General features: G+C 72.4%; 8 protein-coding genes. 4 read left to right on the top strand and 4 right to left on the bottom strand.

Features of this window, described 5'->3' with window-relative positions:
• Positions 1–122: 122 nt before the first annotated feature.
• Positions 123–1,046 carry a glutamate ABC transporter substrate-binding protein gene (locus QMK28_RS06095; RefSeq protein WP_326435952.1) on the bottom strand — a complete coding sequence of 308 codons (924 nt, stop codon included), beginning with the start codon at positions 1,044–1,046 and terminating at the stop codon, positions 123–125.
• Positions 1,047–1,115: 69 nt separating this feature from the next.
• Entirely contained in the window at positions 1,116–1,892 is a 777-nt protein-coding gene (locus QMK28_RS06090) for an amino acid ABC transporter ATP-binding protein (RefSeq protein WP_326435951.1), read from the bottom strand.
• A 435-nt stretch (positions 1,893–2,327) separates the two neighbouring features.
• On the opposite strand from QMK28_RS06090, the gene QMK28_RS06085 reads away from it, so the two are divergent.
• Together QMK28_RS06085 and QMK28_RS06080 are read left to right on the top strand one after the other, a co-directional pair.
• Positions 2,328–3,038: a response regulator transcription factor gene (locus tag QMK28_RS06085; protein WP_326435950.1), complete on the top strand. Its 711-nt coding sequence runs from the start codon at positions 2,328–2,330 to the stop codon at positions 3,036–3,038.
• Positions 3,039–3,068: 30 nt separating this feature from the next.
• A complete protein-coding gene (locus QMK28_RS06080; RefSeq protein WP_326435949.1) occupies positions 3,069–4,646 on the top strand; it encodes a sensor histidine kinase in 1,578 nt (525 codons plus the stop codon).
• Between the two features lie 69 nt (positions 4,647–4,715).
• Here the strand turns inward: QMK28_RS06080 and QMK28_RS06075 are convergent, their stop codons facing one another.
• Entirely contained in the window at positions 4,716–7,802 is a 3,087-nt protein-coding gene (locus QMK28_RS06075) for an alpha-mannosidase (RefSeq protein WP_326435948.1), read from the bottom strand.
• Positions 7,803–8,301: 499 nt separating this feature from the next.
• Positions 8,302–9,300, bottom strand: coding sequence for a TAXI family TRAP transporter solute-binding subunit (locus QMK28_RS06070; RefSeq protein WP_326435947.1), 999 nt, complete (start codon positions 9,298–9,300; stop codon positions 8,302–8,304).
• A gap of 86 nt (positions 9,301–9,386) precedes the next feature.
• Between QMK28_RS06070 and miaB the strand changes: the two genes are divergently transcribed.
• Both miaB and QMK28_RS06060 read left to right on the top strand, forming a co-directional pair.
• On the top strand, positions 9,387–10,889 hold the full coding sequence (miaB, locus tag QMK28_RS06065) for a tRNA (N6-isopentenyl adenosine(37)-C2)-methylthiotransferase MiaB (protein WP_326435946.1): 1,503 nt from the start codon (positions 9,387–9,389) through the stop codon (positions 10,887–10,889).
• Between the two features lie 137 nt (positions 10,890–11,026).
• Positions 11,027–11,743: a class III extradiol dioxygenase subunit B-like domain-containing protein gene (locus QMK28_RS06060; protein WP_326435945.1), complete on the top strand. Its 717-nt coding sequence runs from the start codon at positions 11,027–11,029 to the stop codon at positions 11,741–11,743.
• Positions 11,744–11,849: the final 106 nt, after the last annotated feature.

Raw genomic sequence — 11,849 nt, 5'->3', positions numbered from 1 at the left:
GCAGCGGGCGGGCATGAGGCACCGTGCCCCGTACACCTCGCCGGGGCGAGGGTCCCCTACACGCCGGGCGGGGCGGAGGGCGTACGGGGCACGTCAGCCGAGGACCGGCGGTGCGGCGTGGGTCAGTAGCGCTCGAGGGCCGGCGGCGCGGTGTACTCGGAGCCGGAGAGGCCGAGCGTGGCGTTGTACGCCTTCTTGTAGTCGCCGTTCTTCTCGTGTGCTTCGAGCGCGTCGCTGATCGCGTCGCGCAGCGCCTTGTCGTCCTTGTTCATGCCGACGCCGTACGGCTCCTTGGTGAACGGGTGGCCGACCACCTTGAGCTTGGTCGGGCGCTGGGCCGCGTAGCCCTTGAGGATCGCGTCGTCGGTGGTGACGGCGTCGACCTGGCCGTCGACGAGCTGCTTGACGCAGTCCGAGTACTTGCCGAGTTCGAGGATGTCGGCGCCGTACTTCGGCTTCTTGATCTCCTGGAGCGGGGTGGAGCCGACGATCGAGCAGACCTTCTTGCCCTTGAGCTTGTCGGTGCCCGTGATCGACTTCTCGTCCTTGCGGACGAGCAGGTCGGCGCCCGCCATGAAGTACGGACCGGCGAAGCCGACCTGCTTCTTGCGCTCGTCGTTGATCGTGTAGGTGCCGACGTAGAAGTCGACCTGGCCCTTGGAGATCGAGGTCTCGCGGACACCGGAGTCGACCGTCTTGAACTCGATCTGCTTGGCGTCGAAGCCGAGGTCGGCGGCGACCATCTTGGCGATCTCGATGTCGAAGCCGGAGCGCTTCTTGGAGGTGTCCTGGAAGCCGAGGTACGGCTGGTCGGCCTTGGCGCCGACGATGATCTTGCCGCGCTTCTGGGCCGCCTTGAAGACCTTCGAGTCCAGCTTGACGTCCGTCGCGGCCTTGTACGTCGGCAGCTTCGGGGCGTTCTTGCCGGAGGCCGCGCCGCCGCCCGGCTCGTCGCCCGCGGACCCGGAGTCGCCGCCGCACGCGGTGGCGGAAAGGGTCAGCGCGAGCACCACGGAGGCCGCGGCGGCTGTCTTACGGAGCTTCATGGAACATCCTTTACATCGGTGGGCGTTGGCGAGCAACAGTAGTGACCGAACGGTCGGGTGACCTAACGGTCAGTGATGAAGGATCTTCGACAGGAAGTCCTTGGCGCGGTCGCTCCGGGGGTTGTTGAAGAACTGGTCCGGCTGCGCTTCCTCGACGATGCGGCCGTCCGACATGAAGACGACACGGTTCGCCGCCGAACGCGCGAACCCCATCTCATGCGTGACCACGACCATCGTCATGCCGTCCCGGGCGAGCTGCTGCATGACCTCCAGCACCTCGTTGATCATCTCCGGGTCCAGCGCCGAGGTCGGCTCGTCGAAGAGCATCACCTTGGGGTCCATCGCCAGCGCGCGGGCGATGGCGACGCGCTGCTGCTGGCCGCCGGAGAGCTGGGCGGGGTACTTGTCCGCCTGGTTGCTGACACCCACCCGGTCGAGCAGGGCGCGGGCCTTCTGCTCGGCCGCCTTCTTGTCCGTCTTACGGACCTTGATCTGACCGAGCATCACGTTTTCGAGCACGGTCTTGTGCGCGAAAAGGTTGAAGGACTGGAAGACCATGCCGACGTCGGCGCGCAGCCGGGCCAGCTCCTTGCCCTCAGCGGGCAGCGGCTTGCCGTCGATGCTGATGGCTCCGGAGTCGATCGTCTCCAGCCGGTTGATGGCGCGGCACAGCGTGGACTTTCCGGACCCGGAGGGCCCGATGACGACGATGACCTCGCCGCGAGCGATGGTCAGGTCGATGTCCTGGAGCACATGCAGCGCACCGAAGTGCTTGTTGACGTTGTCCAGTACGACCAAGTTGTCCGCTGCCGGCACGGCGTCCTTGGTCACCGATACTTCGCTCATCGGCGTCTAGCTCCGTCCTCGTCGGTTGGGAGGACCCTAATGAGCCCCTGCGACCAGCGTCATTACATCTGAGCGAGAATTGAGCATAACGATCCGACCGCAATCGGACACACTGGGTGAAGAGGACATCCGGGCGTCGGCCACCGGAGGCGGACGGCCGCCGTACCGCGGCACCCGAGCCACCGATACCGGGTGAGTAACGGAAACCACCAGGTGACCCGGACCCCTTGACGCGAGCACCGGGCATCGGCGTGGATGCCTTGGAGCCACACGCACCACCGGACGGCACGTCAGCCGGACGGACCAACCGGACGGACCAACCGGACGGACCAACCGGACGGACCAACCGGACGGACCAACCGGACGGACCGGCCGACCCGGCCTGATACCGCGCCGCCCCCGCGGCCGGACCGGACACCGAAAGAGGAGGGCCCGATGAGACTGCTGCTCGTCGAGGACGACAACCATGTCGCCGCGGCCCTGTCCGCGGTGCTCACCCGGCACGGCTTCTCCATCACGCACGCCCGCAACGGCGAAGAGGCACTCGACGCGCTGCTGCCCGACGACGCCGCGCCGCTCGACGCGATCCTGCTCGACCTGGGGCTGCCCGACCAGGACGGCTTCGAGGTCTGTAGCAAGATCCGTAAGCGCACCGCCACCCCGGTGATCATGGTGACCGCCCGCGCGGACGTCCGCTCCCGTATCCACGGACTCAACCTCGGCGCCGACGACTACGTCGTCAAGCCGTACGACACCGGTGAACTGCTGGCCCGCATCCACGCGGTCAGCCGGCGCACCGCGCCCGGGGACGGCGCGGCCGACGAGGCCGCGGGCACCGGCGCGATCGAGACGGTGCTGCGGATGGGCCCGCTCGTCATCGAGCTGCCCACCCGCCAGGTGTCGGTGGACGGCGCCACGGTCCCGCTCACCCGCAAGGAGTTCGACCTGCTGGCGCTGCTCGCGCAGCGGCCCGGCGTGGTCTTCCGCCGGGAGCAGATCATCAGCGAGGTGTGGCGCACGAGCTGGGAGGGCACCGGCCGCACCCTTGAGGTGCACGTCGCCTCGCTGCGCTCCAAGCTGGGGATGCCCGCCCTCATCGAGACGGTGCGCGGGGTCGGCTACCGGCTCGTCGCGCCCGCCGCCTGACGGCCCGGCGCGGAAGTACCGTACGTAGCCGTGCGCACCCGACTCCTCCCGTTGCTCATCGTCCTCATGGCAGGCGTGCTGCTCGCGCTCGGCTTTCCGCTCGCCGCGAGCCTGGCCGGGGCCGAGCAGCAGCAGGTGGTGGTCGACCGGATCGATGACACGGCGCGCTTCTCAGCCCTCGCACAGTTCGTCACCGCCCGGGCCTCCGCTTCCGGCGGCGCGTCGTCCTCGGCCGGCGTGACGGACGGCGGGGCGGCCGGGGGCGGCGACACGGCCGGCGGCGACACGGCCGAGGGCGGTGGCGCGCCCGGCCGGCCGCGCGGCGCGGACGCCCGGGCGCGGGCCGCGGCGGAGGCGAAGGCCGACGCCGAGGAGCGGGGCGAGCTGGAGGGCGAGGACGAGCGGCGCACGACGCTGCGCCATGAACTCGCCCGCTACCACGACCTGTACGGCATCCGGGTCGGCGTCTTCTACCGCGACGGCCGGGCCATGGCGTCCGCCCCGGAGGGCTGGCGGGCGCCTGCCCAGGGAGAGGGCGCGGAAGCCTTCGACGAAGCCCTGGCGGGCCGCCGCAGCCACGATCCGCAACAGGTCTGGCCCTGGCAGCGCGGCCGGCTCGCCGTCGCCTCGCCGGTCGTCCGGGACGGCGACGTCGTCGCGGTCGTCTTCACCGACTCGCCCACCGGACAGCTGCGCTCGCGCATCCTGCACGGCTGGCTGCTGCTCGGCGCGGGCGAGGTGGCCGCGATGCTGGTCGCGGTGGCGGCGGCCTTCCGGCTGACGGGATGGGTGCTGCGGCCGGTACGGATCCTGGACGCGGCCACCCACGACATCGCCACCGGCCGGATGAAGTCCCGCGTCGCGGCCTCCGGCGGCCCGCCGGAGCTGCGCAGGCTGGCGCGCTCGTTCAACGAGATGGCGGACAACGTCGAGGACGTGCTCGAACAGCAGCGCGCCTTCGTCGCCGACGCCTCCCACCAGCTCCGCAACCCGCTGTCCGCGCTGCTGCTGCGCATCGAACTGCTCTCGATGGACCTGCCGGAGGGCCACGAGGAGATCGCCTCGGTCCGTACGGAGGGCAAGCGGCTGGCCCGCGTCCTGGACGACCTGCTGGACCTCGCGCTGGCCGAGCACACCGCCGCCGACCTGCGGCTCACCGATGTGGCCGCGCTGGCCGCCGAGCGCGTCTCGTCCTGGCGCCCGCTGGCCGACCGGGAGGGCGTACGGCTGGTCTCCGCCGGCCCGGCGGCGGTGACGGCCTGGGCCGACCCGATCGCGCTCTCCAGCGCGCTGGACGCGGTGGTCGACAACGCGGTGAAGTTCACCCCCGCCGACGAGACCGTCACGGTCACGGTCACCGGCAGCGGCGAAACCGTGGTGATCGAGGTCGCCGACGGCGGCCCCGGTCTCACCGAGGACGAACTCGCCCGCGTCGGCGACCGGTTCTGGCGCAGCAACCGCGACCAGAACATCTCAGGCTCCGGTCTCGGCCTCTCCATCTCCCGCGCGCTGCTCGCGGCGGGCGGCAGCGAGATGGCCTTCGGCCCGAACGAGCATCACGGGCTGCGGGTGACGATCACGCTGCCGCGATCGGCGCCGCAGGGCTAGGGCTATGAGCCGGGGCGCGCCCGACCGCCCGCACGCCCGGCTCGCAACCCCGCGCGCCTCCGCGCCCGGTCACCCGCGCGCGCCGCCCGTCGAGAGCCGGAGCGTGAGGATCTGGAAGGGGCGCAGGGCCAATGCGATCGCGCCCCCCGGGCACACCTCGTACGGCAGGGCCTCAGCGAGCGGGCGTTCCAGGAGGTCCGTTTCGCTCACTACAGCCACCGGGAAGCCGGCGGTGAGCGTGCCGGCGGCGCGTCCGCCGGCCGCTTCGTACAGGCGCACGACCACATCGCCGCTGCGGTCCTCGGCGAGTTTCACCGCTTCGACCACGACGTCGTCGTTGTCGACCGAGACCAGCGGAGCGACCGCGCTCCGGCCCGGCAGCGACCGCTCCGGGAGGTTGATCCAGTGCCCCTCGCGGACCGCGTCCGACACCGTCGCGCCGGGCGCGAGCGCGAAGCGCAGCCGGTGGACGCCCTGGTCGGTCTCCGGGTCCGGGTAGCGGGGCGCGCGGAGCAGGGAGAGGCGCACGGTGGTGGTCTGCCCGCCGTCCGCGCGGATGTCGCGGGTGACGTCGTGGCCGTACGTCGCGTCGTTGACGACGGCCGCGCCCCAGCCCGGCTCCTCGACCTGGATCCAGCGGTGCGCGCAGATCTCGAACTTGGCCGCCTCCCACGAGGTGTTGGTGTGCGTGGCGCGGAAGACGTGCCCGAACTGGGTCTCGGAGGCGGAGCGGTCGGCCTTGACGTCCAGCGGGAAGGCCGCCTTGAGGAACTTCTCGCTCTCCCGCCAGTCGATCTCGGTGTCGATGTCGAGCACCTTCGCGCCGGAGCGCAGCGTGAGCAGCTGCGCTGCCGAGGAGTCGCCGAAGGACCGCACGACGCGCAGGGTCACCCGGTCGCCGGCGGCTTCGGCGAGCGTCAGTTCGTCGAGGTCCACCAGGTCGGTGACGTTGTGGCGGTAGAACTCATCGACGTCCCAGGCGTCCCACATGTTGGGAACGTCCGGGTGGATCTGCAGCAGATTGCCGGCCAGTCCCGGCACGAGCGCCTCGCGGCGGGCCGCGAGGTCGTACGCGGAGACGACCAGGCCGCGTCCGTCCACCTCCACCCGCAGGAACTCGTTGCCGAGCACGAAGCCGCCGCTGTCCCGCTCCGCGACGGTGACCGCCGCGCCCACGCGGCCGGGCGCGGGAGCCGCGCCGCCGGCCGGAACGCCGTTACGGGTGTGCGGAGCGGCGTTGAACACCAGAGTGCCGCCGGGCTCCCCAACGTGCTCCCCGCCGCCCGCCAGCGCCGTCTGAGCGGTCCTGATGAGGCCCTCCAGCTCGGCCCGCACCCGCGCGTACGTCGCGCGCGCCTCCCGGTGCACCCAGGCGATCGAGGAGCCGGGCAGGATGTCGTGGAACTGGTGCAGCAGCACCGTCTTCCAGATCCGCTCCAGGTCCTCGTACGGGTACGCGTACGGCAGCCCCCGCCGCGCACTCGACTCGTCGCCCCCGGCCCGGACAGCGGCGGTCGCCGCCCACAGTTCCGCCTCGCGCAGCAGCGACTCGCTCCGCCGGTTGCCCTGCTTGGTGCCGGCCTGCGAGGTGTACGTGCCGCGGTGCAGCTCCAGGTACAGCTCGCCCGCCCACACGGGGGCGTGCGGATACTCGGCGTGCGCCGCCTCGAAGAAGGCCGACGGCCGCTCGACGGTGACTCTGGGCGAGCCCTCCAGATCCCGTACCCGCGCGGCCCGCGCGAGCATCTCGCGGGTCGGCCCGCCGCCGCCGTCGCCGAAGCCGAAGGGCGCCAGCGAGCGCGACCCCCGGCCCTTCTCGCGGTAGTTGTCCGCCGCGTGCGCCAGCTCCGCGCCTCCCAGGTCGGAGTTATAGGTGTCGATCGGCGGGAAGTGGGTGAAGACGCGGGTGCCGTCGATGCCCTCCCACCAGAAGGTGTGGTGCGGGAACGTGTTGGTCCGGCTCCAGGAGATCTTCTGGGTCAGGAACCAGTCGGACCCGGACAGCTTCACGAGCTGCGGCATCGCGGCGGTGTAGCCGAAGGAGTCCGGCAGCCACACCTCCCTGGTCTCGATCCCGAACTCGTCCAGGAAGAATTTCTTGCCGTACAGGAACTGACGGGCCATCGCCTCGCCGCCGACCATGTTCGTGTCGGACTCCACCCACATGCCGCCGACCGGCACGAACGACCCGGCCGCGACCTTCTTCTTGACCTTCGCGTAGACCTCGGGACGGTGCTCCTTGATCCAGGCCAGCTGCTGCGCCTGCGACATCGCGAAGACGAACTCCGGGTGGTCGTCCATCAGCGCGACCATGTTGGCGCAGGTGCGCGCGACCTTCCGCACCGTCTCGCGCAGCGGCCACAGCCACGCCGAGTCGATGTGCGCGTGCCCGACCGCGCTGATCCGGTGCGCGGAGGCGCGGGCCGGTGAGGCCAGCACCGCGGTCAGCCGCTCCCGCGCGCGGACCGCGGTGCCCGGCACATCGGCGAGGTCCAGGGCGTCCAGAGCGCGCTCGACGGCCCGCAGCACCTCGAAGCGCCGGGCGTCGCCGACCGGCAGATGCCGCATCAGCCCGTCGAGCACCTCCAGGTCCTGGACCAGCTCCCACACCTGGGTCTCGAAGACGGCGAGGTCCATCCGCGCGACGCGGTAGAGCGGCTCCCGGCTCGCGGTCGGCCGGTCCCCCTCGTAGGTCGGGTGCTGCCCGTTCAGCACCGGGTTGGCCGCCGCCTCGACGTACAGCAGCACCCGCTCGCCGCCCTCGACGGCGTCCCCGATCCGCACCCAGTCGTTGAACGGGTTGAGGGCCTTCACCGCCTCGCCGTCCGCCCGGTAGACCAGCCCCTCGCACTGGAACCCCGGCATCGTCCGGTCGAAGCCGGGATCGAGCACGGCCTCGACCGTACGGCCCGCCCACCCGGCGGGAACCCGGCCGCCGACCCTGAACCAGGTGGTGCCCCAGGCGGGCCCCCAGGCGTCCCCCGTCGCGGCCGGGGCGTACGGGGCGGCCAGCCCCTCGGCGACCGGCACGGGCTCGCCCGGGGCGTCCCAGCGCTCGACGGTCAGCGGCTCGGGGCGGGAGTGGACGGCTGGCCGGATGCGCTCCGCGAGGACGCGGCGCAGCCGGTCCTCGACGATGCTGCGGTCGTCATGCATGACGGCGGCTCCGAGGCTTTGGGGAGGGGGGCTTGGGTGGAGCTTGGAGGGGGCTGGCGAAGAAGCGTTACGGCTATGGCTTCGCCGCGCGGCCCCGCCGCTAAACGGCCGCGCCGTCGCGCGCTGCCGGCTGTGACCGGCTCCGCCCGCCGCCGGCGGCCCGCCGTCCGGCTCCGTCGGATCACCCACGATGGCCTGCCCCGCGGCCTGGCCCGCCGTCCGCCACGGCGGTCCGCCTGCGGTTTCGCCGCGCCAGGAGCCGCGCCAGGAGCCGCGCCCGAGCCCCGCCGGGCGGCGGTCCCCGTCCCGCCCGACGCCTCGGTGCGGCCCGTGCGGAGGTCGCGCGAGCGCTCGGCGCGGCTGACACGGACGCGCTCGCCGCGCTGGACGAGGATCTCGCGTACGACCTCAAGTCCGGGCCCACCGCCCCGTGCGCCCGCGACCGCCTGCCGCCCGCCCGCCGCGGCCAGTCAGCCCGCCCGCCCGCCGCCCGCCAGGGCTAAGGCTTCGCCGACCGGTAATACCGCCGAGCACCCTCATGCAGCGGCAGCGGGTCGGTGAAGATCGCGGTGCGCAGGTCCACCTTCTGCGCCGCGTGCACCTTGCGCCCGATCCGGTCCCGGCTGTGGATCACGGTCCGGGTGACGCCCTCGGTCAGGTCGTCCGCCGCCCGGTCCGTCGTGACCAGCAGGTTCGCCACCGCGATGGTCTTGACGGCGCGGCCCCGCTGGACGGTCGGATAGGCGTCGGCGGGCATCACCGCGGCCCGGTAGTAGCGCGTCGGGGCGCCCTGCGCGTGCAGCCGCGTGACCAGGTCGCCCAGCTGCACGAGTTCGATGGGGAAGGCCGCGGCGAGATCGCTGATCGCGGCCGTCGGCAGCCCGCCCGACCAGAAGAACGCGTCGATGCGCCCCTCGCGCAGCTGCCGCGGCGCCCGGTCGATGCCGATCGGCACCGCGTCCAGGTCCTTCGCCGGGTCGAGCCCGGTGGCCTTGAGCAGCCGCCGGGTGATCAGGTTCACGCCCGACCCGCGCTGGCCGACCCCGACCCGCAGCCCCCGCAGGTCCTTCGCGGACTCGACCTTCGACCCGGCCGGCACCACCAACTGCATGTAGTCGTCGTACAGCCGCGCGCAGGCGCGCAGCCGGCCCGCGTCCTTCCGGCGCCCGTCGAGGTACGCGGCGGTGGCGTCGGCCGTCGCGATGGTGAAGCTCGCCTTCCCCGAGGCCAGCCGCTGGAGGTTCTGGACCGATCCCTCGCTGTGCTGGAGCCGCACGCCGACGTCCGGCAGCTCGCGCGCCAGGTCCTCGCGCAGCAGCTTCCCGTACCGCTCGTAGACGCCGGTGGGCACGCCGGTGGCCAGCGTCACCGTGCCCCTGGGCTGCGGGCCGCCGCCGAGCGGCAGCAGCCACCACAGCAGCAGCGCCAGCGCGAGCGCCGCCGCGAGGGCGCTCTGCACGGCGCGACGCCTGCCGATGTGCGGGAGCCCCAGGACCATGGAACGGATCCTGCCAGTTGATGCCCCCCGCGGACCAGAGCGGCAGCCCGCACAGAAGCTCCCGGCGGGTCGCCTACCCTGGGGGCGTGGGAAGCGCTGAGGGAATCAAGAGCTACGAGGTCCGCACTTACGGGTGCCAGATGAACGTCCACGACTCGGAGCGGCTGTCAGGCCTGCTCGAGGACGCGGGCTACGTCCGCCCGCCCGAGGGCACGCCCAAGGGTGAGGTCGACGTCGTCGTCTTCAACACCTGCGCCGTGCGGGAGAACGCCGACAACCGGTTGTACGGCAACCTCGGCCAGCTCGCGCCGATGAAGACGAAGAACCCCCGGATGCAGATCGCGGTCGGCGGCTGCCTCGCGCAGAAGGACCGCGACACCATCGTGAAGCGGGCCCCCTGGGTCGACGTCGTCTTCGGCACGCACAACATCGGCTCGCTGCCGGTGCTGCTGGAGCGCGCCCGGATCGCCGAAGAGGCGCAGGTCGAGATCGCCGAGTCGCTGGAGGCGTTCCCCTCGACCCTGCCGACCCGGCGCGAGTCCGCGTACGCCGCGTGGGTGTCCATCTCCGTCGGCTGCAACAACAGCTGCACCTTCTGCATCGTCCCCGCGCTGCGCGGCAAGGAGGAGGACCGCCGCCCCGGCGACATCCTCGCCGAGGTGCAGGCCCTCGTCGCCGAGGGCGTCACCGAGATCACGCTGCTCGGGCAGAACGTCAACGCGTACGGCTCCGGCATGGGCGACCGCGAGGCGTTCTCCAAGCTGCTGCGCGCGTGCGGCGAGATCGAGGGCCTGGAGCGGGTCCGCTTCACCTCCCCGCACCCGCGCGACTTCACGGACGACGTCATCACGGCCATGGCCGAGACGGACAACGTGATGCCGCAGTTGCACATGCCGATGCAGTCCGGCTCCGACGCGGTCCTCAAGGCGATGCGGCGTTCCTACCGGCAGGAGCGTTTCCTCAACATCATCGAGAAGGTGCGCACCGCGATGCCGGAGGCCGCCATCTCCACCGACATCATCGTGGGCTTCCCCGGCGAGACCGAGGAGGACTTCCAGCAGACGCTGCACGCGGTCCGCGAAGCGCGCTTCGCCCAGGCGTTCACCTTCCAGTACTCGAAGCGGCCCGGCACTCCGGCCGCCGAGATGGACGGACAGGTGCCGAAGGCCGTCGTGCAGGAGCGCTACGAGCGTCTCGTGCTGCTCCAGGAAGAGATCAGCTGGTCCGAGAACAAGAAGCAGATCGGCCGCACCCTGGAGGTGCTGGTCGCCGAGGGCGAGGGCCGCAAGGACGACGCGACCCACCGCCTCTCCGGCCGCGCCCCCGACAACCGCCTCGTCCACTTCGCCCGGCCGGCCGAGCCGGTGCGGCCCGGCGATGTGGTGACCGTCGAGATCACCTACGCCGCCCCGCACCACCTGCTCGCCGAGAACCCGGCGAAGGCGGTCCGGCGCACCCGGGCGGGTGACGCGTGGGAGCAGCGCAACGCGGCGCCCCAGTCGGCGCAGGGACCCGGCGTCATGCTCGGCCTGCCCGTCGTCGGAGTCCCGGCGCCGCTGCCCGCCGTTACGGGCGGCTGCGGCGCGTAGCGCTCGGATGGGGCGCGCGGGGCGCGTCGCACGCCCCGCGGGGCACCGGGCGGTTGTGACGGAACCAGTGCGGCCGACCGGGTGCGACGCCCCGTCCGCGCCCCCGGCGCGGGTGCGAAACGCGCTAACGTCGAGCCATGCTCGTAGCCGCCGCCGTCTGTCCCTGCCCGCCGCTGCTCGTCCCCGAGGTCGCTGCCGGCGCAGCCCCTGAGCTGGACGAACTGCGCGCCGCGTGTCTCGACGCGCTCGGCGTGCTCGCCGCCTCACGACCGGATCGCCTGGTGGTGATCGGCCCCGCCGAACAGGCCGCTCGCGGCCCCCACCCACAGGGCACGGTCGGCTCCTTCCGGGCCTTCGGCGTGGATCTCGAAGTGCGGCTGGGCAAGGCCACGGCCGAGACCCTGGCGGACCGGGAGCTGTCACCGTCGCTCACCGTCGCCGCCTGGCTGCTGGAGCGCATGGAATGGGCGGCCGCACCCGTCGCGGGCCTCGGCGTCGGGGAATCGCTGGCGGGCGAGCGGTGTATGGAGACGGGGAGCGGACTGGTGGCCGGTGCGGAGCGGGTCGCGCTGCTGGTGATGGGGGACGGCAGCGCGTGCCGGACGGTGAAGGCGCCGGGGTATTTCGACGAGCGGGCCGAGGGCTTCGACGCGGAGGTCGCGCGAGCGCTCGGCGCCGCCGACACGGACGCGCTCGCCGCACTGGACCAGGATCTCGCGTACGACCTCAAGTCCTCGGGCCGGGCCTGCTGGCAGGTGCTGGCCGGGGCCGCGGCGGGCGCGGGCCTGAGCGGGGCGCTGCTCCGCGAAGAGGCTCCGTACGGCGTGGGCTATTTCGTGGCGGCCTGGTCGTAGGGCGCGGCTCGGGAGCAGGGACCAGGAGCCCCGTTTCAGAGCCACGAAAAAAGTAGTGGGGGCCGGACCGGACCGGGTCTCCGGCCTGCCGCGACACGCCCCGCGA

The organism is Streptomyces sp. H27-D2 (assembly GCF_035828615.1).
Lineage (GTDB): Bacteria > Actinomycetota > Actinomycetes > Streptomycetales > Streptomycetaceae > Streptomyces.
This window is presented reverse-complemented; position numbering and strand designations above follow the sequence as displayed.

What these genes read in the sequence shown, in the direction of transcription:
- QMK28_RS06095 (WP_326435952.1), bottom strand. Translation starts at nt 1,046, where the DNA reads ATGAAGCTCCGTAAGACAGCCGCCGCGGCCTCCGTGGTGCTCGCGCTG.
- QMK28_RS06090 (WP_326435951.1), bottom strand. Translation starts at nt 1,892, where the DNA reads ATGAGCGAAGTATCGGTGACCAAGGACGCCGTGCCGGCAGCGGACAAC.
- QMK28_RS06085 (WP_326435950.1), top strand. Translation starts at nt 2,328, where the DNA reads ATGAGACTGCTGCTCGTCGAGGACGACAACCATGTCGCCGCGGCCCTG.
- QMK28_RS06075 (WP_326435948.1), bottom strand. Translation starts at nt 7,802, where the DNA reads ATGCATGACGACCGCAGCATCGTCGAGGACCGGCTGCGCCGCGTCCTC.
- QMK28_RS06070 (WP_326435947.1), bottom strand. Translation starts at nt 9,300, where the DNA reads ATGGTCCTGGGGCTCCCGCACATCGGCAGGCGTCGCGCCGTGCAGAGC.
- QMK28_RS06060 (WP_326435945.1), top strand. Translation starts at nt 11,027, where the DNA reads ATGCTCGTAGCCGCCGCCGTCTGTCCCTGCCCGCCGCTGCTCGTCCCC.